Annotated in this window: 19 protein-coding genes; 8 read left to right on the top strand and 11 right to left on the bottom strand. The window is 38.0% G+C overall.

What is annotated here, in order from left to right; genetic code table 11:
• The first annotated feature begins 257 nt into the window (after positions 1 to 257).
• Positions 258 to 1,184, top strand: coding sequence for a carbohydrate ABC transporter permease (locus ANA_RS00560; protein ID WP_041457484.1), 927 nt, complete (start codon positions 258 to 260; stop codon positions 1,182 to 1,184).
• 66 nt (positions 1,185 to 1,250) lie between these two features.
• Here the strand turns inward: ANA_RS00560 and ANA_RS00555 are convergent, their stop codons facing one another.
• The 5 genes from ANA_RS00555 to ruvC form a co-directional block, all read right to left on the bottom strand.
• Positions 1,251 to 2,597, bottom strand: coding sequence for a restriction endonuclease subunit S (locus tag ANA_RS00555; protein ID WP_085929754.1), 1,347 nt, complete (start codon positions 2,595 to 2,597; stop codon positions 1,251 to 1,253).
• A gap of 386 nt (positions 2,598 to 2,983) precedes the next feature.
• On the bottom strand, positions 2,984 to 4,732 hold the full coding sequence (locus tag ANA_RS00550; RefSeq protein ID WP_041457483.1) for a type I restriction-modification system subunit M: 1,749 nt from the start codon (positions 4,730 to 4,732) through the stop codon (positions 2,984 to 2,986).
• 147 nt (positions 4,733 to 4,879) lie between these two features.
• Positions 4,880 to 5,356: an IS200/IS605-like element ISAsp20 family transposase gene (gene tnpA / locus ANA_RS00545; protein ID WP_015078085.1), complete on the bottom strand. Its 477-nt coding sequence runs from the start codon at positions 5,354 to 5,356 to the stop codon at positions 4,880 to 4,882.
• A 771-nt stretch (positions 5,357 to 6,127) separates the two neighbouring features.
• Positions 6,128 to 8,866 (bottom strand): type I restriction endonuclease subunit R, encoded by a 2,739-nt coding sequence (locus ANA_RS00540; RefSeq protein ID WP_015078084.1) that lies wholly within the window; start codon positions 8,864 to 8,866, stop codon positions 6,128 to 6,130.
• Between the two features lie 518 nt (positions 8,867 to 9,384).
• The gene (ruvC, locus tag ANA_RS00535) at positions 9,385 to 9,876 is read right to left on the bottom strand and encodes a crossover junction endodeoxyribonuclease RuvC (protein WP_015078083.1); all 492 of its coding nucleotides are present in this window, start codon (positions 9,874 to 9,876) and stop codon (positions 9,385 to 9,387) included.
• Between the two features lie 190 nt (positions 9,877 to 10,066).
• On the opposite strand from ruvC, the gene yvcK reads away from it, so the two are divergent.
• The 3 genes from yvcK to ANA_RS00520 all read left to right on the top strand — a co-directional run bounded on the left by yvcK (position 10,067) and on the right by ANA_RS00520 (position 12,922).
• Positions 10,067 to 11,440, top strand: a complete 1,374-nt coding sequence (gene yvcK, locus ANA_RS00530) for a gluconeogenesis factor YvcK family protein (protein WP_015078082.1) — start codon at positions 10,067 to 10,069, stop codon at positions 11,438 to 11,440.
• 56 nt (positions 11,441 to 11,496) lie between these two features.
• Positions 11,497 to 12,297: a Uma2 family endonuclease gene (locus tag ANA_RS00525; RefSeq protein ID WP_015078081.1), complete on the top strand. Its 801-nt coding sequence runs from the start codon at positions 11,497 to 11,499 to the stop codon at positions 12,295 to 12,297.
• 196 nt (positions 12,298 to 12,493) lie between these two features.
• Positions 12,494 to 12,922 (top strand): bifunctional alanine racemase/tRNA (adenosine(37)-N6)-threonylcarbamoyltransferase complex ATPase subunit type 1 TsaE, encoded by a 429-nt coding sequence (locus tag ANA_RS00520; RefSeq protein ID WP_015078080.1) that lies wholly within the window; start codon positions 12,494 to 12,496, stop codon positions 12,920 to 12,922.
• 62 nt (positions 12,923 to 12,984) lie between these two features.
• Here ANA_RS00520 and ANA_RS00515 read toward each other — a convergent pair whose 3' ends face one another.
• From ANA_RS00515 to ANA_RS00500, 4 genes are all read right to left on the bottom strand, one after another.
• Positions 12,985 to 14,241 (bottom strand): hypothetical protein, encoded by a 1,257-nt coding sequence (locus tag ANA_RS00515; RefSeq protein WP_015078079.1) that lies wholly within the window; start codon positions 14,239 to 14,241, stop codon positions 12,985 to 12,987.
• Positions 14,242 to 14,244: 3 nt separating this feature from the next.
• Positions 14,245 to 14,985: a hypothetical protein gene (locus tag ANA_RS00510; protein ID WP_015078078.1), complete on the bottom strand. Its 741-nt coding sequence runs from the start codon at positions 14,983 to 14,985 to the stop codon at positions 14,245 to 14,247.
• Positions 14,982 to 17,243, bottom strand: a complete 2,262-nt coding sequence (locus ANA_RS00505) for a serine protease (RefSeq protein WP_041458168.1) — start codon at positions 17,241 to 17,243, stop codon at positions 14,982 to 14,984. Before ANA_RS00505 ends, ANA_RS00510 begins: the two co-directional genes overlap by 4 nt.
• 570 nt (positions 17,244 to 17,813) lie before the next feature.
• Positions 17,814 to 19,157, bottom strand: coding sequence for a dihydroorotase (locus ANA_RS00500; RefSeq protein WP_015078076.1), 1,344 nt, complete (start codon positions 19,155 to 19,157; stop codon positions 17,814 to 17,816).
• A 282-nt stretch (positions 19,158 to 19,439) separates the two neighbouring features.
• On the opposite strand from ANA_RS00500, the gene lepB reads away from it, so the two are divergent.
• Together lepB and ANA_RS00490 are read left to right on the top strand one after the other, a co-directional pair.
• Positions 19,440 to 20,096 carry a signal peptidase I gene (gene lepB, locus ANA_RS00495; RefSeq protein ID WP_015078075.1) on the top strand — a complete coding sequence of 219 codons (657 nt, stop codon included), beginning with the start codon at positions 19,440 to 19,442 and terminating at the stop codon, positions 20,094 to 20,096.
• A 4-nt stretch (positions 20,097 to 20,100) separates the two neighbouring features.
• The gene (locus ANA_RS00490) at positions 20,101 to 20,886 is read left to right on the top strand and encodes an MOSC domain-containing protein (RefSeq protein ID WP_041458167.1); all 786 of its coding nucleotides are present in this window, start codon (positions 20,101 to 20,103) and stop codon (positions 20,884 to 20,886) included.
• Between the two features lie 172 nt (positions 20,887 to 21,058).
• Here ANA_RS00490 and ANA_RS00485 read toward each other — a convergent pair whose 3' ends face one another.
• A complete protein-coding gene (locus tag ANA_RS00485; RefSeq protein ID WP_041458166.1) occupies positions 21,059 to 21,691 on the bottom strand; it encodes a bifunctional 4-hydroxy-2-oxoglutarate aldolase/2-dehydro-3-deoxy-phosphogluconate aldolase in 633 nt (210 codons plus the stop codon).
• Between the two features lie 238 nt (positions 21,692 to 21,929).
• Between ANA_RS00485 and ANA_RS00480 the strand changes: the two genes are divergently transcribed.
• Positions 21,930 to 22,178 (top strand): hypothetical protein, encoded by a 249-nt coding sequence (locus ANA_RS00480; protein ID WP_015078072.1) that lies wholly within the window; start codon positions 21,930 to 21,932, stop codon positions 22,176 to 22,178.
• Between the two features lie 2 nt (positions 22,179 to 22,180).
• The gene (locus ANA_RS00475; protein WP_041457482.1) at positions 22,181 to 23,407 is read left to right on the top strand and encodes a murein transglycosylase A; all 1,227 of its coding nucleotides are present in this window, start codon (positions 22,181 to 22,183) and stop codon (positions 23,405 to 23,407) included.
• A gap of 62 nt (positions 23,408 to 23,469) precedes the next feature.
• Here ANA_RS00475 and ANA_RS00470 read toward each other — a convergent pair whose 3' ends face one another.
• Positions 23,470 to 24,342 carry a DUF5895 domain-containing protein gene (locus ANA_RS00470; RefSeq protein ID WP_015078070.1) on the bottom strand — a complete coding sequence of 291 codons (873 nt, stop codon included), beginning with the start codon at positions 24,340 to 24,342 and terminating at the stop codon, positions 23,470 to 23,472.
• Positions 24,343 to 24,422: the final 80 nt, after the last annotated feature.

Genomic DNA, 24,422 nt, shown 5'->3' with positions numbered 1-24,422 from the left:
TTTATTGAAGAATAGGGAAAAGGATTATTTTACTAATTCCCTATTTAATTTTTGAGTATATTTGCTAAATAGTTTTTGTGCGACTCTGAAATCATACTGATAAAATAATACCTTTGCCATTGCTACGTAACACTGAGGTAAACAATCCAACCTCCAAATCAAGGCTTTTCTCAATTTGGCGTAAGTATTAATCAAAATAACTTTATCTAGACTCCGAAATAAGATACTATAGTTGCTAAAACTTGATCCTCAAATATATGTCTCAATTAACATCAAAACAATGGATTTTAATGCAACAGAGAATAACACCTTATTTATTTTTATTACCAGCCTTAATTATTTTAGCATTAACTGTTTTTTATCCAGCAGTTCAAGCCTTTTATCTCAGTTTTACCAACTATGAAAATATAGGAGATCCTCCTCAATGGATTGGCTGGAAAAATTTCCTGCGTTTATCGAAAGATCCAGTTTTTTGGCAAACATTACAAAATACATTTATTTATCTAATTGGTGTTGTGCCAATTTTAGTATTTTTACCCTTGGCTTTAGCAATTTTAGTCAATCAAAAACTGCGGGGAATGAATTGGTTTAGAACAGCTTATTATACTCCAGTTGTCATTTCCATGGTAGTAGCTGGGATAGCTTGGAAATGGTTATATGCAGAAAACGGATTGCTGAATCAAATTCTCAAAACTTTAGGGATTTTTACCGACGGAATTCCCTGGTTAACAAGTCCTGATAAGATATTGGGAATTGTCCCCATTTCCCTAGCTAGTATTATGGCTGTAACGATTTGGAAGGGCTTAGGCTATTATATGGTAATTTATTTAGCTGGATTACAAGCCATTCCCGCTGATATTTATGAAGCTGCGGCTATTGATGGTTCAGATAGTGTTCGTAAACATTGGGATATTACCTTACCATTGATGCAACCCTATTTAGCTTTAGTGGCTGTAATTTCGGCAATTTCCGCAACTAAAGTTTTTGAAGAAGTTTATATTATGACCCAAGGCGGACCGCTGAATAGTTCTAAGACTATTGTTTATTATTTGTATGAACAAGCATTTGGTAATTTAGAGATTAGCTATGCTTGTACCATTGGTTTGGTGCTATTTTTAATTATTTTAGGGTTATCAATTTTAAGATTAGTTGTAAATCAAGATGGTAATGATTTTAGTGTTTAATATTTAAAGATGAATTTTGCATCAATATCTATTACGATTCATGTACTTGAACGGTAACTAATCTGGCTATTCTAAGCCTGGTAGGGTTAGTTGTAGTGCGTTTATTTGTGGCTGGGTGGCTGGGATAGGAAGGTTTTCCGGTTTATCTGTAGATTTTGGTTTTGGCTGTTGTGGGTGATTTTCTGCGGATAATGCGGATATGTCTAGTTCGTTGCTGTCTGAGGATGTAAGTTCTCCACGAAAGGCGCGATATAGCAGCGTTTGAAATAAATGTTCTGCTTGGCGTTCGGCTTCTCGTTGTTGGGTGCGAAAGCGTTCATGTTTTTGGACTATTTGGGCAAATTTTTCTTGGAGTGGGAGAGGGGGGAGTGGAACAGGTAAAGCTTTTAATTGTGTCATATTAATAGTTGCTAAATTAGTTGTTTGCTTTGAACATTGCAAAAAATATAATTTAGTGTATTGAGTTAAAAGTAATTTTGCAAAAAACTCAGGTAATATGATTTTCCTATTTGTTCTTACTCTAAATATATGATTTTGATGTATGCAATTTTCAATTTGACCATGCCAAATTGCACCACGACCTAATTTATCATAATCACCGCCTTCAGTCATTAAAATATCACCTTTTTGAAGTTTTAATTGTTCTACTTCTTGTGGTAAAGCTTCAATTAATTTTATATCTGTTAAATCAAGATAACCATCCTGTACGTTGGCAACACGCATATATGGAACTTGAACAGTTTGTTTACCATTAAACTTTTGTCCTTTGGTTACTCCTGAAGCAATATCAGCAACATCATCTAAATTTTTAATAAACCAACCCATCGGATTAGTAACAGGATCGCCGAACATTTCCAGAAAGACGGATTGTAGAAAGGTTTCGCTGAGTTGTAGGGAGTAGCGACGGGTTCGACGTAGGCGATCGCATTTTTCCAATATTGCTGCAATTCGCTTTTGTTCTGGTAATGGTGGTATATCTACTTCCCATTTTTCCATACCCTCCTTTGTCATATGCAGCATTGAGATACCGTGAGATGCTGCTTTAATTGAAGTTGTAATGTTTGTCAGTAAATAGTAAGCAAATTTTTTATCTATCGCTGGTGTTGGTTCAACTTTCCATATATGGTAATGATATATAGATTTTGTTCCATTCCATATAAAAGGACCAAATGTAGCTGACCAAGCAAATAGTAAATCTCCTTTATCACAATATTGATCTTCAGGAAGTTGAAGATCAGAGTAGTACCATTTTTCACTTCCATGAAGATTTTGAATTCTGATGATAGGAGTACCAGAATTGAGCATTTCAACTTGAGAATATGCCCTACCATTGATTAATCTGAAACATTTACCAAGTGTTGTTTTAATCCAATTTGGTTGTTTATAATCTGTTTTTTTGTTGAAATATTCCATTATTTCATCTTTCAAATTTAACACAATATCTAAATCTCTAATCTCACATGAGTTAGTATCTGTCATCAATAAAGCCAGGGAATAAATTCCCTGTCTAAAAGCTCAAGTCCGTTAAAACGGACTAAAATGAGATTACCAAAAAATCGGGTTTAATTGCCAAATAAAATTACCATTATTCCCCAAAACAAAACAATCAAATCAACATCCAAATTATATTCAGTCGGTTTCAACCGACTTCAGCTATAAGACAGGGAATTTATTCCCTGGCATTTATTGGCATTGATTAGCATTGATTGACATTGATTCCCTGGCATTTATTGACATTTATTAGAATTGATTGGCATTTATTCCCCAACAAAACCGATAAAATGAATAAACCGATAAATCTATAACAACCTCTCCAATTCTCGCACCTCAGCGCCCATAACATCCTCCAATTTTAACAACCTTTCTAAAGTCACCTGGGGAACATCATAAAAAACCTCATCCTGTTCCACCTGACGATAACGACTTGCAGATAAATCATATTTATTCCCCTTTACCTGCGCCTTAGTCACCCAAAATTGACGATTCAGGCGATTAATTTCATTTTGCACCGGTGAGATTTTTTCATGTAATAACGCCAACTTTTGTTTATCCGTTTCCAAAGCCTGACGAGTTGCTTCATCATCAGCCGGTGCAACAGCATTTTCAAAAGTTAAACGATTAATTTCCTTATGTAATAACAAACGTTCCGCTTTTAAAGGTGCAATTTGCATTTTCAACTCCGCCAAACGTTCCTCATTTTGTTTAGTAACATCAGCATTAAACCGATTTTTCCAACAATCCAAAATATCAGGAATATCGTTTTCTGTCACAGCTTGACGCTTATCATCCAGAGAAAAGCCATCATGCTCCATATCATAGAACCAAACGCGGTCAGTCGTTCCCCCACGAGTAAACAGCAGCACCGCCGTAGACACCCCCGCATAAGGTTTAAACACCCCGCTAGGCATAGAAACCACCCCATCCAAGCGATTTTCTTCTATAATCTTTTTGCGAATCTCGACGTGCGCCTTACTAGAACCAAACAGCACCCCATCAGGGACAATAACCGCACATCTCCCACCCATATCTAAAACCCGCAAAATCAAGTGCAGAAATAACAACTCGGATTTTTTGCTTAAACCTGCCAATTTTGGATGTACATCTGCTGCATCAACCGCACCCTTAAAAGGTGGATTCATTAATACTAAATCGAGGGTATTTTCATCATCAAACCTTTTAGAAAGAGTATCTTTAGCAAAAAACCGAGGCTGTTCAATACCATGCAGCATGAAATTCATAGAACCGATGCGTAACATCGTCATTCCCGAATCATTATCATAAGCTGTAAACGCCTCTGTTTGCAGAAATTCCTGTTGTTCTAGTGTGAGTAAATCACCAACTAAATGTTTATTACCTTTTTCATCAAATAATATTTCTGGACTGGTGTTTTTTTCTAAAATATACTGATAAGCATTCACCGGAAAACCACAAGTACCCGCCGCTAAATCACCAATTCTATCAGTAGGTTTAGGTTCTACCATTTCCACCATCATGCGGATAATATGGCGGGGAGTTCTAAACTGGCCATTGCGTCCAGCAATACTTAATTTATTTAATAAATACTCATACAAATCACCCTGAACATCTTGATTTTGTTCAGAGATTTTCATCTCATCAATTGATTTACAAGCCTCAATTAACAAACTGGGTTTATTAATTTTAAATTCCGCAGTTTGCATATACTCACTAAAGGAACTTTTATCTTCATTAGTTTCTTGCTCATTTCCTTCCTCATTTTCTTCCTCGTTGTCAGAATTACCCATTTCTTTCAACCAGGGGAAAACTTTATTTTTGACATGATTTAAAGCATCCTCGGCTTTCTTCTGTGTCCAATTTCGCCAACGCATTTCTAGGGGTATTTTGGGCTGATAATCTTCTTTGCGGCGTTTGGCTTGGCGTTCGTTTAAATCTTCAGTTTCGTCTAAGCGTTTGAGGAAGAGGAGAAATGAGAATTGTTCGATAGCATCCATTGGGTTGGATAAGCCTCCTGTCCAGAGTTTATCCCACAGGAGGTCTACTTTTGATTTTAAATTGGGGTCGGTTAGCATTTTTAATTAGGGTTTTTGATTTAATGTAGCTATCTATTTATTTAGTCATTGATTTAGCCGGGGAATAAATTCCCCGTCTTATAGCTAAAGTCGGTTAAAACCGACTAATTATTTTTGAGTTTAATCCGTTTTAAGGGATTTTAGCTTTTAGTCAGGAAATTTATTTCCTGGTATTTCTGGGATTTTAGGTTTTGTTTTATTTTCTGGTGGTTTATCTAAATCTGTTTCTTGTTCTAATAATGGAATTGTGGTTTTATTTTGATGATGTATTTTTTGATTATCTACATAATCAATAGCTTCTTGTAATTGTTTACCTCCTAAAGAAAATACACCATATCCCTCCTGCCAAGCAAATTGTTGTGTTTTACCAAAAGTATGATTATAATGGTAAGCACTACTACCTTTTAAAGTTTTCACAAATTCAGCAATAGACAATTTAGGAGGGATAGAAACCACAAAATGAATATGGTCTTCAATTCCACCAATAGCATGAATTATACACCCTAAATGATCCGCCTTCCCAATTAAATAACCATAAAATTTTTCCTCTACATCATTGGTAATTAAAGGCTCACGTTTTTTCGTAGCCCAGACAACATGATAATACAAGCGCCACAAAGCCATAATGAATTTTAAAAGAATAACAATAAATGTGTAATTATCCAGCCATTCCAGCCAATTCAGCCAGGGAATAAATTCCCTGTCTCAAAGCTCAAGTCCGTTTCAACGGACTCACATTATATTACCAAAAAAATGAATTAAATTAAAAATAAAATTTCCATTATTACCCAAAAATCAAAAAAAGAATCACATAAAAACCCAACTTAGTCGGTTTTAACCGACTTTAGCTATTAGACAGGGAATAAATTCCCTGGCTCTGTTGTCTCTGTCTCACATTATATTACCAAAAAATTGAATTAAATTAAAAATAAAATTTCCATTATTACCCAAAAATCAAAAAAAGAATCACATAAAAACCCAACTTAGTCGGTTTTAACCGACTTTAGCTATTAGACAGGGAATAAATTCCCTGGCTCTGTTGTCTCTGTCTCACATTATATTACCAAAAAAATGAATTAAATTAAAAATAAAATTTCTATTATTACTCAAAAATTAAAAAAGAATCACATAAAAACCCAACTTAGTCGGTTTTAACCGACTTTAGCTATTAGACAGGGAATAAATTCCCTGGCTCTGTTGTCTCTGTCTCACATTATATTACCAAAAAAATGAATTAAATTAAAAATAAAATTTCTATTATTACTCAAAAATCAAACAAAGAATCACATAAAAACCCAACTTAGTCGGTTTTAACCGACTTTAGCTATTAGACAGGGAATTTATTCCCTGGCTATTAAATCTAACTCAATGAATAAATAAATGAACAAATAAATTTTAAGCCGCCAACAATTCCGTAAACGCTAACAAATCATCCACCTCATCATCAGAAAAAAACCTATCAACGGCATTTTTCCCAAACCTAGCCAAAGCCCCCTCATACAAATCAGCCACCTCTAACCTCTGCTTTTGTAAAAACACACTTTGCACAGCCCTTAAAAAATTAATCTGATTAGCATTATACTGGTGTTTGGCAATAAAATCCTCAAATTGACGCTTTACCACCTCATCATAATCTGGTATGGCATCCAAATCTAATAAATGCCGCAAAAACGCCAATAAACTATTAGCCTTTAACCCGTAAGCCTTGCGAATATTCGACTCAGAAAGCTGAATATTACCACCTCCTAAACCTTGGCGTAAAGTTCTTTCTAACTCAATCAATTGCCAATCTGTAACCGCTTTACCTTCCTGAATAGCCTTAATAGTAGGATGAACATCTACAATTTCATTTATTTTCTCCTCAACTCGTTTTTTATATTCCTCCACATAAACTTGTTCACCACCCTCACCCACAGTAATAAAACCGCGAGTAGCCACAAAATCAGCTAAATCTAACTCTAAAAAAATACTAGGGCGTTGTCGCCGATTTTTCATTTCTTCAGCTAAATCATTGATTATCTGATTTAATTCTTTCACCGTTGCATTATTCAACCGTGAAGATAAACATAACTTAATTGCATCTTGTTTTCGTTTATCTTGATGAACAAAATCAGGTAAACGACTCACATCTTCAACAATAGATTGTACAGTATCCGGTTTTGCTCCTTCCGTTTGAATTTCTAATTTTAATCGTTCAACTTTACTTGTAAAAGTTGCTGCTGCTATCTCCACACCTGGCACAAATCGCAAAAGAGGAGCAACTTTAAACCGTAATGACTTCAATTTATCTTTAGTAATGTAATTCCAAAATAAATCTGTCCAAGCTTCTGCAATATCCATATCCAACATCTTCTTTTTGACAGTAAATGAATCTGTCGGAATTTGGGTTATTTGTTCCCGTAAACTTGCAATTACCGCTTGACATTCTGGTGATTCTTGGTCATGTAAATATAACTCCAGCAAATCCAAACGAGTGTTAAAAATGCGTTGAAGTACAGGAATAGTTTGGGCTACTTCTGTTTGTACTTTAGATTCAAATTCATTTTCCCAAAAATCAATAATTAAAAATTCCTGCTTTGTCCGATTTGGCAACCATTCCAACTTTTTACAAGCCTTTTGATTGCGTGTTCCTCGTCCAATCATTTGCCAAAGTTTAATCTGTGATTGAACAGGTTTCATAAACACCAAATTCATCAATTCCGGTACATCTACCCCAGTATCCAGCATATCCACAGAAATAGCAATGCGAGGCATATCATTTTTTTTAAAATTCCCTGTTAGCTTGCCTTTATATTCTGTTTTGTGGGTAATTACTCGCACCAAATCAGAATATTGTGGATACATTTCTTCAAAAGTTTCACATAGCCTAAAAGCGTGTTCTTGAGTTAATGCAAATACAATGGTTTTCGCTGGTAGTTGCCCTGATTCATCTTTATGGCAAACTTCCATAATTTCTTCCCACTGCTTGCGGAGAGTGTCTTTATTACTAACCTTTTTTTCTAAATCTGTACCGGAAAAATCAATATCATCTGGGTCAGTTCCTTGTGCTATCAATACATTCCGTTCTTCTTCTGAAAGTTTCGCGCCTTTAATACCTTCACTTTGAAATTTAGTTTGTGCTTGATAAAGACTAAAATCAACTAAATTTTTCTCTTCAACTGCTTGTTTATAGGTGTAGAGAAAACTAGGAATACCATCAAAACAGTGAAAAGTAATAAATGTATTCCTATCAATAAAATCTGCGGGAGTAGCTGTTAAGCCAATCATCCGCCCATCAAAATAGTCCATTACCTCTTGAAAGAGATTGAAAATAGAACGATGTGCCTCATCAAAAATAATTAAATCAAAAAAAGCTGGACTAAATTTTTTATAGGAATTTCTCAAAGTCTTTTCCACAACAACATACAGCCGTTTAGTTTTATCTATGTTGTAGCTGAAAATGCGATCGCATGGTTCATGGGGTATATGTTCCATAAAACCATCTTCTAAAGCTTGCTTGACTAAATTATCCCTATCAGCAACAAATAAGATTTTACGACTTTGATTAGCCTTTAAAAATAAGTCAATAATAGCCATTGCGGTGCGTGTTTTCCCTGTTCCCGTAGCCATTACCAATAAAGTGCGGCGTTTTCCTTCATCAAATGTTTCACAAACCCGACGAATAGCTTCCTGTTGATAATCTCTCCCAGCAATTTGGGTATTAATTGGTAATGAACTTAACGCAATTTTATTTTGACGAATATACAGTAAATTTTCTAAATCTGCTGGCGAAAAAAAGCCAGCTACCTGCCGTTTTGCAGAATTTCCCACATCCCAAAAATAAATTTCCTCCCCATTCGTCATAAATGCAAAAGGGCGGAAACTTTGATGCTTTTCTATTTCTTTAACGTAGTATTCTACTTGCGTTTGGGCAATTTGAGGATCACTGCTTTGGCGTTTTGCTTCCACCACTGCTATAACTTCCCCATTGGGTTGGTACAAGCAATAATCAGTAACACCGTTCCAAGGTTCGGCATGATAGCCATCCACAGGAATTTCTAACCCCACTTGGTGGGGGTCTTTGATGTTCCATCCTGCTAAGATTAAAGCAGGATCAATTAATTGTGTCCTAGTGTTGGCTTCATTCGCTGACATTACAGCATCCTTTAGTACATTCTGCTTTGCAGAGTATTACTGTGCTTATATTTTAGCTATACAGCAACAGTATAGTATGCTTTTTAGCGTTAGCCAACACTCGTAATGTAAAAAATAATAACTAATTCTGTGGGTGTTCTCTTTAACTGGACTAGTAGTCTGTCAACCCGAAAATGACGGGTGAAGGCAAGCAGGGGGAGAAGAGAGGCAGGGGGGCAAGGGAGGGAAGAACAGAAGTTTTTTCCGATCATTACCCGTCAAATTTATTTTGACGAACTACTAGCTTCATTCTAAGATCCACAATTGCGTGTCGCTTCACTTCACGAATTATAGAAGATGGAGATATTGGATGTTTATTAGCAAAAAATCGTGCGATAGCGAAGCGCTGCTGCAAGCAGTTCGCTTGCTATACAAAAGCTCTAAAATCCAGGAATGGCAAATGTTTTTGGAGAGTGACAGGAGAGGGATAGTTTCCCACTTTATTATTCAGTTTCTAACTTTATTCTCTTTATACAATCTTACAACTGGAACGAAGCTGTTAACGCCACCGCTAAAGCATCTGCCGCATCATCCGGCCGAGGAATTTCATCTAAATCCAACTCCCGCATCACAGCCTCTTGCACTTCTGCTTTATCTGCCTTACCATAATTCGTTAAAGCTTGCTTAATTTGGGGAGGTGCAAATTCTACATAAGGAAGCTTACGCTGTCCTAAAACTAACATCAGTACACCCCTGGCTTGTGCTACAACAATGGTATTTGCCATCCGATAAAAAAATAACTTTTCAATTGCCACCAAATCTGGCTGTAAGTCCTCCATCACGCTGTGTAAATCATCAAATAAAATACATAGTCGCTGAGTCATTTCCACATCAGCATTTGTGCGAATTACGCCAAAATCTACCATCTCTACCGTTGTCTCTTGTCCTTTATTTTGACTTTGTTGCCAATTAATTGCCCCAAATCCCACAGTTGCCAGTCCTGGATCTATTCCTAAAATTCGCTTTTTCATCAAATTCACTTTTATTAAATTGGTAAAACACAACGCCGCAAAAGTAAGATAGGTATTTTCCTCAACTGTTGATTCCCTATCCTCCCTGAAATATAAAGGATTAAATCAAACTTATGGTTTTTTCAGTATTGAAAGCAGGTGATGTTAAGTTTCTGTTAAATATTGTTTTTACCAACTTTCCCTATTAAGTATGTTCATCGGTTTTTTGAAACAAGCCATTAATTCGCTACAACTAGAGTCTCACAGTCGCACTTCCCACCGGGTTAACCAATGGTTCAAATGGTTATCCCCTGGATTAGCGGTGAAACGCTGGTTACTTATCACTGTTGGGGGTGTTGTCTTAGCCAGTTTGGGGTTGGCTATTTGGGTAAAATTAACCCCCATTTTTTGGATACTAGAGTTGCTAAAAGGTCTTTTGGGACTCCTCGCGGATATTTTACCCAACTATATCAGTGGTCCATTACTCCTTATATGTGGTGTCCTGTTGGTGTTGTGGGGACAATCCCGCACTGTCGGTTCAATTACAGAAGTCCTCAGACCTGGAGTGAATGAAGAGGAATTGATAGATGTCCTCTTAGCCCACCGTCGCTTATACCGGGGTCCAAAAATTGTGGTTGTTGGTGGTGGAACTGGACTTTCAACGTTACTCAGAGGCTTAAAAACTTATAGTGCTAATATTACTGCTATTGTCACCGTAGCAGATGATGGCGGGTCTTCTGGTAGACTGCGTGAAGAATTTGGCGTTTTACCACCTGGAGATATCCGCAATTGTTTAGCAGCACTAGCTGATGAAGAAAAATTACTGACGGAATTATTTCAATATCGCTTTCGGGCTGGAGATGGCTTAACAGGTCACAGTTTTGGTAATTTGTTTTTAACAGCCATGACTGATATTACTGGGGATTTGGTGCAAGCGATCGCTGCCAGTTCTAAAGTATTGGCGGTGAGAGGACAAGTTTTACCTGCTACCCTCAGTGATGTCCGTCTCTGGGCAGAATTGACAGATGGCCGCCGCATTGAGGGTGAGTCGAATATTCCCAAAGCTGCGGGAAAAATTGTCAAAATTGGTTGTATTCCTGAAAATCCACCGGCAGTTCCCGCCGCAATTAAAGCCATTCAAGAAGCTGATTACATTATTATTGGTCCGGGTAGTCTTTATACAAGCTTAATTCCTAATTTGTTAGTTGGAGAAATTGCCGATGCGATCGCCGCTACCAATGTACCCCGCATTTATATCTGCAATATCATGACCCAACCAGGAGAAACTGATGGATATAGCGTTGCTGAACATATTCAAGCCATAGATGATGCTTGTGGCAATAGAAGGTTATTCGATGCTGTATTAGTTCATAAAAAAACACCCTCAGCCCAAGCGCTTATCCGTTATGCCCAACAAAATGCCCATCCAGTCTTTTTAGACCGAGAATCTGTCACCCAATTAGGACGGCGAATAGTTCCTGCTAATATTTTATTTGAAGATGAATATGGTGCTGTTCGCCATGACCCCCAAAAACTAGCCAAAGTCTTATTAAAATGGTACAGTGGAGCGCATCACGGGAAGTAAAAACTGGTAATGGGGAAATATATTTCCCCATTACCAATTACCAACCTAAAATATTTATGACTTCTTTCATCATTTCTCAAACTGAACCACCCCTTCCCCCTTGGGAAACTTTACCGACAATGTATGATTTACCTAGCGAAAACCCAGAGGAAAAAGGCTTGCCAGACGACTTTCATTTTTTACAACCTTTACTTTTATATTTAACATTTCAACCCATAAACTGGAATCCAGAAATTGTTTATAGTGCTGCTGATCTGAATCTTTATTATGATCTGCAAAATCCTTTATGGTATAAACGCCCAGATTGGTTTGGTGTGGTTGGAGTCCCCAAATTATATAATGGTCAAGATTTACGTTTAAGTTATGTCACTTGGCAAGAACCAGCAAACCCTTTTGTAGTTGTAGAATTATTATCTCCTGGTACAGAAGATGAAGATTTAGGTAATAGGGAAAGTAAGATAGGTAAACCTCCCACAAAATGGGAAGTTTATGAACGTATTTTAAGGATTCCCTACTACATTGTTTTTAGTCGCTACACCAATGAAGTCCGCGCATTTCAGTTAGTAGGTGGTCATTATGAACCTATGAATATGATTGAAGGACGCTTACTAATGCCAGAATTAGGTTTAAGTTTAGGACTATGGCAAGGGACATTTCGAGATATTCCCAAGTTATGGTTAAGGTGGTTCACACTAACAGGAGAATTAATTCCTGAACCAACAGAAGAAGCGGCTGCGGCTAATGAAAGAGTTATTCTTGCTGAACAAGAAACAATAGAAGCAAAAAGAAAAGTTGAACAACTAGGACAACTGTTGCGTGATTTAGGCGTTAATCCCGATACACTGGATAATGCTTAGAGGTTGTTTAAAAAGTATTATATCAAACCAGTAATCTCCAAAAACCTAACCCCCCTACCCCCCTTCCCTGCAAGGGAATGGGGGTTTTAAAGCCTCTCCCCTGCAAGGGGAGAGGTTTGGAGAGGGGTCAGTCTATACACTCAAAACTTTTCAAACACCCTCTTAGACATTACCAATTACCAATTACCAATTACCAATGACTAAAATTTTCCTTCCAGATATAGAAGCAACACAGCAATTAGGTATTACCCTTGGAGAAACTTTGACTGCTGGAAGTGTGATTTTGCTAGAAGGTGATTTGGGTGCTGGTAAAACTACTTTGGTGCAAGGTATTGGTAAAGGATTGGGGATAATTGACTCTATTGTTAGTCCTACTTTTACTCTGATTAATGAGTACACAGAAGGACGTATTCCTCTTTATCACTTAGATTTATACCGCTTAGAACCTCAAGAAGTGACAGGCTTGAATCTAGAAAGTTACTGGGAAGGCATAGAAGTAACACCGGGAATTGTCGCCATTGAATGGGCTGAACGAATGCCATATCTACCAGATAGTTATTTAAAGGTATGTTTAAACTATGGTGAAAATGGCAGCCGTCAAGCCGAAATTATTGCTGTAAATTAATTTAATTTTGAGGTACGAACAACGGACTTGATATAATTAAACATTCTCCTGTTAAACAAATATTATGGTTTGCGGGAATTAGTATTACTAAATAACCAAGAAAGAAGATTGGCAACTGTAGCAGCGCCAAAGGAAAATAGGGCAATAATGGCATCACGAGGTAGCACCCCATCTAACCAACTACCTTGGATACTAGAAACAGGAAAATCTTGATCTAGTCCAATTTGAATTTGTTTGGTTTTACCAGAAAACCGGGCTTCTATACCTTTTTTATCAGATATTATTTGCAGATTGCGGATAAGTTGAATATTTAACGGTTTATTAGTGTCTTCTCCCATCAGAAACTGATTTTCTTCAATTTCTCGATCCTGTTCTGCCATGCGAATTTTACCTTCGACAATGGTAGATATTTCTAAATCATCTCTCAGGTTGCCACCATTTTTATCTACGTGAGTAAATGTGACATCTTTAGTTTTTATTTTGCCTCTAAACCATTGTTCTGATTCATATTTTGGTGGTTTTGATAAAGTGAGATAAATATTAGTATTTTCTTGAATGTTAAAAGTAAATTCTTTATTATTGGGGTTGACAATAAACTCTAATTGTGCTTGATCATCCTGTGACTTCGGTAAATTTAAACTGGGTATTTTATAACCTTCTATAATAACTTTGATAGGCTGTTCACCTAAATAGATTTCTAAGGGATTGGGATTATTTTGAGAATTGGGAAGTAGAGAAAAAGCTAGTTGCTGACGATAAAAATCATAATTTAGTCTAGCTATTCTTGTTTGGGGTTGTAGTCGTAATTCTTTCAGATTAATTTCGCTTTCTGTACTAGAATTGGCTGGAGTAATAATTATTTTACTTTCTCTGTCTGTAAGTTGGATTTCCAAGGAATTTAATTTATTAATTTCTGGTAAAGATTGACTTTGAAAACTGCCAGTAAAAGTTAATGTTTGCTTACCTTCAGTTTCTAGTTCTTTAATGTTTTTAATATTGCCGAGAAACAGTTTAGGTTGATTATCATCATAAGTAAAACTCATTTCTTTAAAAATAAGATTACCTTCAAATGTATGAGTTCCAGGGACAATAGCACCAATAGTAATAATACACAAAACCACAAGCAATATTATCACTAAAATAGATGATTTTTGCTGGATTAGATATTGTTTTAGATTTGGCAATCGCTGGAGAAAATTATGATTAATATTATTAAATTTTGTCTGAATTAAGCCAGACTTAGTAATAATAAAGTTATTAATCTTACTAAACCTGGAATTGTGAGAAGATTTCTGTCTGCCTTTTTGCCGATATCCCATGATTTATTTTAACCAAGTTGGGTTATGTTCAAATATAATGCGCCGTTCAATTCTATCACTTGGTTCATTACTGCGTTCAATATTAGCGATATAGTGAAGTTCATAACGTCCCTTTGGAGACTTACTTCCATCCCATGTAAAACTAATTTCACCACTATTGGGGGTAGTGCGAGATGTCCTATATACTGGCTGTTGATCTTTTTGATCTGTGAGAGGGACGATTTTTACACTGGTAAATTTGACTCGATCTTGAGAATAAAAAACAAACTCGTATTTACCAGAAGTTTTTCCCAATGTAACGGGAACATAAACATTTTGAGAACCCAGGCTATAGGATGCTACAGCGCGGAGTTTATTTGCAGGGATGTTTGCTGTTTTAAGAACATAAGTATTCCAGCTAAAGCCGAAATTTGCACCATTGTTAGATAATAGCAAATCATCTAATTGATAGTGATAATTATCATTCAATGATTTGACTATGACTTGAGGATTTTTACCATTCTTGATGCGGGGAACTTGTAAGGTTATGTTCTCACCATAATTGGCAATGTTTCGAGTAGCAATGGAAATTAAACTCAAGCTATTGCCGCTTAATGGTTCGAGTTTGATGCCTTCACAACGGTTGGGTGGTTGCCGACGGATATAATCTATAGAACGGGCATTTCCTTGAGGACAAGAGGCAACAGCAGAGAGAGGATTAATGCTGAGGATTAATAAGCTGGCCAGTAGAACTTTATAACTCATGGTTGCGTTAAAGTAATTTTCCAGGTGGACAATTGTTTTTTAACTACAGATATAGGATAGGCAAAATTTTTGGTTTCACCCGGTTTTCGGGCATAAACTATGCCTATGAGCCTATTTTTTGAGTCTATCACAGGACTGCCAGAATAACCAGGTTTAAGTTCAGTTTCAGATATTTCTAATTTTCGGTTTTGAACAATAATGATTTTTCCTGATTTTACAGACCATGATTTATCTTCACCTCGTTTGGCATCATGACCGATAATTTGAATAGACATTGCGGGGTTGATGGTGGTAGACATTGATAAAGGTTGGATATCTGCTGGCAGTTTATCGGTAATTTCCAAAACAGCTAAATCGAGTTCATCTGTAGGAGTCTTTTGGAGTAGTTTGGCATTTCGTCTCATGCGGACTTTACCTAGTGGTGGGGAACTGAAAAACTCCACTTGAATATTTTCACCCTGTTCATTGCCATCAAAAATTACATGACGATTGGTGAGGATTAATGTCCGGTTGGCATCTCGCTGGATAACTACACCAGTACCAACCTCAATTCCTTGACGTTGGCTGTTAGAAAACTTGGCAGTAATGAGGACGACAGAACGTTTAACAGGTAAATTGGGGTCATTTTTGGGCAAAAATTCGATATCGCTGTCTACACTGGCTAGTTTATTCTGTTTTTCAGTCCATAATTTTCGTGCTTCTATATTATTGTTACTGGCATATATAAAATTAGGGTCAAGTTCTTCGGCTTTGTCGAAATATTTTATAGCTTCTGCAAACTTTTCTTGGTCTTGCAATGCTAAACCTAAATTATTATTAGCTAAAGTATGGGCAGTTGTTGGAGTTGTAGAAGTATCTTCTGGTAATGATAGGGCTGTTTTATAGTTGGATATCGCCTCTTTTAATTTCTTCTGGTCACTCAGGGCATTGCCAAGATTGTTGTAAACAGCAGCATCTTTAGGGTCAAGTTCAATAGCTTTTTGGTAAGCAGCAACAGCCTCATCTAATTTCTTCTGGTCACTCAGGGCAATGCCAAGATTGTAGTAAGCAGTAGCATCTTTCGGGTTAAGTTCAATAGCTTTTTGGTAAGCAGCAACAGCCTCATCTAATTTCTTCTGGTCACTCAGGGCAATGCCAAGATTGTTGTAAGCAGTAGCATATTTAGGGTTAAGTTCAATAGCTTTTTGGTAAGCAGCAACAGCCTCATCTAATTTCTTCTGGCCTCTCAGGGCATTGCCAAGATTGTAGTAAGCAGTAGCATATTTAGGGTCAAGTTCAATAGCTTTTTGGTAAGCAGCAACAGCCTCATCTAATTTCTTCTGGTCACTCAGGGCATTGCCAAGATTGTAGTAAGCAGTAGCATATTTAGGGTCAAGTTCAATAGCTTTTTGGTAAGCAGCAACAGCCTCATCTAATTTCTTCTGGTCACTCAGGGCATTGCCAAGATTGTAGTAAGCAGTAGCATATTTAGGGTCAAGTTCAATAGCTTTTTGGTAAGCAGCAACAGCCTCATCTAATTTCTTCTGGTCACTCAGGGCAATGCCAAGATTGTTGTAAGCAGTAGCATCTTTCGGGTTAAGTTTAATAGCTTCTTGGTAAGCAGCAACAGCCTCATCTAATTTCTTCTGGTCACTCAGGGCATTGCCAAGATTGTTGTAAGCAGTAGCATATTTAGGGTTAAGTTCAATAGCTTTTCGGTAAGCAGCAACAGCCTCATCTAATTCCTTCTGCTCATACAGGACATTACCAAGATTGTAGTAAGCAGCAGCATATTTATGGTCAAATTCAATAGCTTTTCGGTAAGCAGCAACAGCCTCTTTTAATTTCTCCTGGTCATACAGGGCATTGCCAAGACTGTTGTAAGCTTTAGCATATTTAGGGTCAAATTCAATAGCTTTTCGGTAAGCAGCAACAGCCTCATCTGGTTTACCTTGGGCATTTAATACATTACCTATACCAACATAGGCTTCTGCATCATTAGGATTGAGTTGTAGGGCTTTTTGGTGTGCTGTTAATGCCTCTGGTAGTTTTCCCTGTCGTCGTAAAGCATTACCCAAATTGTTATAAGCTTTGCCATTATTAGGTTCAACCTGCAAAACCTTACGCCAAATCGTCTCCGCTTGGGAGTTGTCACCCACAGATTCGGCTGTTTCACCTTGCTTAAATAGCTGTTGGACAGTATTTTGAGCAAATACAAGCTGGGGTGTGGTAGTTAGAGATAAGGTGAGCAATAAAATACTAAATATCCGATTTCGCATAATCATCTTAGATATTTGCCAGAATTTGATGCTTTAATCTTAATTTAAAACAGAGAATTTACGCAGGATATACGCAATATTATCATAATAACCACAATAATGGAACAGAATTATACTAAACAAGGTTAGGAAATAGACTTTGTAAGATTACAAAAACCAGTATGTGTGGGGGTTTCAATGATGTCAACTCAAGTTAAAAATAGCTTATCTGTTGGCTTCCACAACCGCCAGGGAATAAATTCCCTGTCTCATAGCTCAAGTCCGTTAAAACGGACTCATAAATTTTCCTAGTGTTTAGAGGATGTTTGAAAAGTTTTGAATGTATAAATTGACCCCTCTCCAAACCTCTCCCCGACGCGGGGAGAGGCTTTGAAAACCCCATTCCCTGGTAGGGAAGGGGGCAGGGGGGTTAGGTTTTTGGAGATTATGGGTTTTCTCGTTAAGTTAACACCAATGAAGCTCTTGCTTTACCCCTACCGATGGAATCGAATAATTAAGCCGTGTTGAGTATAATTACACAATTGATTTTTCTGTTCCAAACGCAATCTACAAAAATTTTTAGCTACCTTGTCACCCGCTAAAAGTTAAAGCTTGTCCACGAACTTGTGTATTTAGCTGACCATGATAGCGAAGCGCTCCGTAGGAATCATAAACAATTTCCCCGCCGACAATTGTTGTTACAGGCCAACCTGTTAAATTCCAACCTTCAAAAGAACTCCAACCACACTTGCTGACAACTTCTTCCCGTTTAACTTCATGGTAATTTTTTAAATCTACCAACACTAAATCAGCATCATAACCAGGGGTGATTTCTCCCTTATTGGCAATACCATAAGCTACCGCGACCGCTTTAGACATCCATTGCACAACCTGGGCAACAGTACATTTTCCATCCATTGCAGCGGTTAACATTAAAGGTAAAGAAGTTTCTACACCGGGCATTCCTGAAGGGGTGTTGGGGTAGGTTTGGGCTTTTTCCTCTAGAGTGTGGGGGGCGTGGTCAGTAGCAATGAAGTCAATGATACCATCCCGTAAAGCTTGCCAGAGAACTTCATTATCATGGGGCGATCGCAAAGGTGGATTCATTTGCGCTAAACTACCAATAGTGTTATAAGCATTAGTATTCAAAAGTAAATGTTGTGGTGTTACCTCTGCCGTCACCCAACTTGGTTTATCCTCACGCAGCAACTCCGCTTCCTCGGCTGTTGACATATGCAGAATATGTAACCGGCGTTGGTATTTCTTAGAAAGTTTTAATGCCAATTGGGTGGCTAATAATGCAGCTTGATTATCTTGAATTTGGGAATGAACAGCCAAATCTGTAATCCCCGCAAACTCCTGTTTTCGTTGCTTAATTCTGGCTTGATCTTCCGCATGAACAGCAATTAAACGGCTTCCTTGGGCAAAAATCGCCTCTAGAGAGTCTTCCTGACTCACCAACAAATCTCCGTGCATTGACCCCATAAAAATCTTAATTCCCGGTGTTGGCTGGGCAGAAAGTAAATCTGGTAAATTATCAGCCGTAGCCCCAATAAAAAAGCCATAATTAACCAAGCACTTCTGGGCAGCCCGTTGTAACTTGTCATCTAAAGCTGATTGGTTAATTGTCAAAGGTCTTGTATTCGGCATTTCCAGAAAGGAAGTCACACCCCCCTTAGCGCAAGCACAACTGGCAGTAAACAAGTCTTCTTTGTATTCTAGTCCTGGTTCACGGAAATGCACCTGGGGGTCAATCACACCAGGCAACAAAGTTAATCCTTTTGCGTCAATCTCATGAGTGGGTGTAGCATTAGCAATTTCTTGTCCTACTTGGGTTATGTGCCTTCCTTCTATCAACACATCCCCAATCATTGACTCACCATTGGGTAAAATAATTTCAGCGTGACGAATCAGTAAACTTTGTGGATTTGACATGGATTTAAGATTTTTCGGGATAAAGGAACTATTTATGGATGATAGATAACTTTTTCTTTAAGGTAAACTTAATTGGCACGAAGAACCTTTAATTTTGGTTTTGTGTTAAAAAATGTTTATCATCAAGTAAGCTAAAAACCTGAATGTTTGTAGCTGACAACAGAAAAACACTAGATTTTTTACCTTATTTAACTGTCATCTGCTCCATCTGGTTAAGATTAATAATATCAAGTCTATCTGTCTGAGTTCAATACTAGTCTCCTAACATACTTCAACAATTTCATGCAAAATCAAGCGTCTGATAAAAACTCTAGTCAAGAACCCGATAATTCCTGGATAGTAGAGCTAGGTAAAACGATGATCTTGAGTATCTTTCTGGCTCTAGGAATTCGTACCTTTGTTGCCGAAGCCCGTTGGATTCCTACTGGTTCTATGGAACCAACCCTCCATGGTGTCAAAGACCAGTGGCTGGCAGACAAGATTATTGTTGATAAAGTGAAATATAAATTTGCTAACCCCGAACGGGGAGATATAGTCGTATTTTTACCGCCACAAGAAATACAGAATAATCCTGAACGGGAAGCATTTATTAAAAGAGTAATTGGTTTACCTGGGGAAAAAGTAGAACTCAGAGAAGGGAAAGTATATATAAATAGCCAGCCTCTACCGGAAAATGTTTACCTATCCTCTTCTGTGCGGACTTTTGTTGAAGCTTGCAATAGTAGCGGACTCCAACCTCCTTTTTTGGCTAAACCGGAAATTATTCCCGCAAATTCTTACTTAATGCTCGGTGATAATCGTCCTAATAGTTATGATGGGCGTTGTTGGGGTGTTGTTCCCCGAAAAAATATGATTGGTCGGGCTGTAGCTCGTTTTTGGCCACTTGATAGAATGGGTGCAATTGATAAAGCTCCTGCTTATTCATCTCCAAAACCATGAAATGATGCCATATCTAGCCAAGATTTTGCTATATCCAATTAAGTCGCTAGATGGTATAGAAGTAGAAAAGGCGACTATTCTCGACCGTGGCGCACTTGAGTATGACCGGGAATTTGCATTTTTTGACGCAGAAAATAAGTTTGTCAATGGTAAACGTTATCCAAAAATCCTTTTGTTGCGTTCAGAGTTTTCCCTAGAACAAAGACTGGTAAAGTTGAAGTTTCCTGGTGAAAACTCAGAACAGGTTTTTCATTTAGATCAACAACGTCCAGCATTAGCCGCAGTTGTCAGCGATTTTTTGGGTTTTCCTGTGCAACTACAGCAAAATACCGCCATGGGTTTTCCTGATGATACAGTTTCACCAGGAGCAACGGTAATTAGTACAGCAACTTTAACGGAGGTTGCGTCCTGGTTTTCTGGTATCAATGTTGATGAAATGCGGCGGCGAATGCGTGCCAATATTGAAATTGATGGTGTCCCAGCATTTTGGGAAGATGGGTTATTTGCTGCTAGTGGGGAAACAGTACCCTTTAAACTGGGAGATATCCAGTTTTTGGCAATTAACCCTTGTCAACGTTGTGTAGTTCCCACACGCGATTCTTACTCAGGGGCAGTTTACCCAAACTTTCAGAAAATATTTGGGCAAAAACGCCAAGCAACTATGCCCGCTTCTGTAATTACAGGGCAATTTAATCATTTTTATAGATTGAGTGTGAATACCAGAGTTCCCATTTCGGAAGCGGGGAAAATGATGAGACTTGGTAATAGGATCGAAATATCTTATTTCTGAATAACCACCTTACTTACAGCAGATCTCGCTCTAATGAGATACAAACTTGAATTATGAAACTCTTGTATTGCGGGCATACTTCGACCCTTCGACAGGCTCAGGGCATCGCAAGTTCAGTACAAGTCCTGCCCGCTACATAAGTACCTCATCACACCGGAAAGTGCTGTAACTACTATTGTAACCTCTGCATGAGGGTTTTTGCTTGTTGACTGATTGCTTGCCAATTTTTCTGTAACACTGATGCTTGCGGAAATAATTCGCTACTCAACCCTACGGCTACCGCACCAACTTGCAAAAAATCTTTGGCATTTTCTAATGTCACCCCACCAGTAGGTATTAAGGGAATATGCCCAAGAGGTCCTTGTAAACTTTTGATATAGCTAGTTCCTCCCACTGATTGCACAGGAAACACCTTGACACAACTTGCTCCATAATTCCAAGCGGTAATAATTTCTGTCGGTGTCAATGCACCGGGAATAATCGGAATATTTTTGGCTACTGCGGCTTGAATCATTTCGGGATCAGTGTGGGGACTGAAGAGAAATTGCGCCCCACAAGCGATCGCATCTTCTAACTGTTGGACATTAAATAACGTTCCTGTCCCAATCATACAGTTAGGTAATTTGGCGCGGAGTTGGGAAATTAATTCGGGTGCATGATCGCTATTCCAGGTAATTTCAATTAACTGCATTCCCCCAGATGCTACAGCTATGGCCATTTGCTCACCCCATACCATTTTTGGGGCGCGAATCACCGCGATCGCTCGGTGTATTTTTAACTGTGATAACCAAACTTGATTAGACATTTTTACTGTGACTTGTAACCAAGAGGTCAAAAACCTCAAATATAAACATAACCTAGGAACAGGATCAAAACATTCCATCTTGCTGATTCACCGAAAATTATTTTCCTACCATTGCCTAATAGGAATATGTGAAATGCCGGAAACTTAAAACTTAGGAACGCAAATTTAGCCCTGAGACTGGCAAAGTGGTGTAACGTGGTGAACAATGGCGTAGCTGTATCTTTAGTCATGTAAATTTATGCCCAGAACTCCGAGTGAATATGCTGTCTTCCTGCTCTTAGACAATGGACATCGGGAAGAAGTGCGCTTTCCTACTATTCAAGAATTTCAAAAGTGGTATAGCGGTGAGCTTGTGCCAAAGTCAGCTTCTCATGATTTTATTAGCGTACCGATTAAAAATATTCAGGGAGAATATATGGTGGTACGTCCGTCTAAGATTGCAGGGATTCGAGTAGAACCAATTTTTAATTCCAGTATTGAAAGATAAAAATGAGAAAAAACCTTACTTTGCTTGCTTTAAGTCTGGGAATTGCCTTGATAAATCCACTTTCGTCAGTTGTCGCTCAAGCTCCTAATTCGCAGCCAGTTACAATCCCAGTCACGCCTGAAGTACCACCAGCAGTATTACCAGCCCTCGAACCTATTAATTTAGAAACTGTTTGTACGCCCCAAAATTGCCTGGGTTTGGACGAACAACTTTGGGGTAAACAAGGTGATAAACAAGCATTGCTAAGTTCTATAGATAACAGTTTGCGCTATTTGGCAACCAATAGAGCGATCGCTATCTATCAAACTTACCCAATCAAGGAAATTACCCTAAATCGGGTGCAGCGGAGTTTGCTACGCTTTCGACAACTGGTTGTTAGTTCTCAGTCAGCGGCAGAATTACAAGCTGCTGTGCGCCGGGAATTTGTCTTTTACCAGTCTGTAGGCAACGATGGTAAGGGAACTGTTAAGTTCACTGCTTATTATGAGCCTGTGTATACTGCCAGCCGTGTCAGGACTTCTGTATACAAGTATCCTCTTTATCGTCTGCCACCGGATTTCCAGAAATGGCCAAAACCTCATCCTAAAAGGATTGATTTGGAAGGCAAGAATGGGTTGCTGGGGGATAAAAGCAGGTTGCGAGGGTTAGAACTTCTGTGGTTTAGCAATCGTCTAGATCCATACATGGTTCATATCCAAGGTTCAGCCCAAATTAAATTAACCAATGGACGCAGAACATCCGTTGGTTATGCTGGAGGAACTGATTATGCTTGGACTTCCATTGGTAAAGAACTGGCAAAAGATGGCAAACTACCACTTAGTGGTTTAACTATGCCTAAATTAATTACTTATTTTCGCCAACATCCCAAGGAGTTAAGTAATTATTTACCCCGTTGGGAAAGATTTGTTTTCTTTGCAGAAACTAACGGTACACCAGCGACGGGTAGTATTCTTGTTCCTGTCACTGCGGAACGTTCCATTGCTACAGATAAATCTCTCATGCCACCAGGTGCATTAGCCCTAATTATCAATTCATTTCCTTATCCTACTAATGGTGGCAAACTGGAATCTCGTCTAGTTAACCGTTTTGTCTTAGATCAAGACACAGGTAGTGCAATTAAAGGACCAGGAAGAGTTGATTATTTCATGGGTTCTGGTCAATTAGCAGGCGATCGCGCTGGTATTTCCGGCGGTAACGGTTTACTATTCTATTTACTACTGAAAGAATAGGAGTCAGGAGTCAGGAGTCAGGAGAAAGAAAGAAGAAAATTTCTCCCCTGCTCCCCTACTACCTAATACGGTGGATAACTAAATTCATCATCATCTGCATAGACATAAGAACTAGTAACACCAGATGTTTCTACTTTAGGAGCTTCTGGTTTAATTACTTCCTTACCAAATTCTTTGTATTCTTCAAAAGTCTTACAAATAATTGCTGACTCAGGGGAATCTGAGGCAATCATATAATCTATTAAAGTTGAAATTGTGGGATGTTTATAATCTACAGTTGAAGCTACCAAAGCAATATTCGGTTCTATTCCTCTTTCTTCCGGTTCAATTATAGGGCAAAAAATCCCATGAGCATGAAATAAAGGACCCTTGGGAGTGAGTGGTTTCTTTTGAAAACCAGCATAAGCTTTTTCCAATTCCCCAGCAAAACCGCCAGTAATTCTCCCTTGTTGATATTCAGCGTAATTTTTACCAAAACTAGCGCCGGGTGAACCACTCAGAGTTAATTGTAGAGGTGATTGATGCAAAAACTTTTTATCTTCACCGACTAAAAAAATCAAATGGCGAGTATAAATTTTGAATTTAAGTTTATCAGCTAAAAACTCTTCTTTGTAATCTTTGTATGTACCTAATCTAATCTTAGTTTCCCGATCTTGCACAGATAACGGGCCACGACGCACAATCACCAGTTTAGGAGTAGTAGTAATAAATATTGTTTCTACTTCTCCAGAACTAAATTCATGTTCTACCTGTTGCCAATTATCATCTGCTTCAAACCCAACAGACTGAGCATTATCACGGCTAATCGCTAAACCATAGCTTTGTAAACCATCTGTACCATAGCGAGGATTGATCATTAAACCCCAGGGAATCACTTGGGACGGTGGGGCATTAAATTTTTCGTCTTCAAAGTCGAATTTTGCAGATGCTTTCATGATTTTAGAATATCAGTGTGTTTAATTTAATAAGTCTATCGTTTGTACCATATTTTGTACCATCTATCTCCGGTATCAGG

It is taken from the genome of Anabaena sp. 90 (assembly GCF_000312705.1).
Lineage (GTDB): Bacteria > Cyanobacteriota > Cyanobacteriia > Cyanobacteriales > Nostocaceae > Dolichospermum > Dolichospermum lemmermannii.
This window is presented reverse-complemented; position numbering and strand designations above follow the sequence as displayed.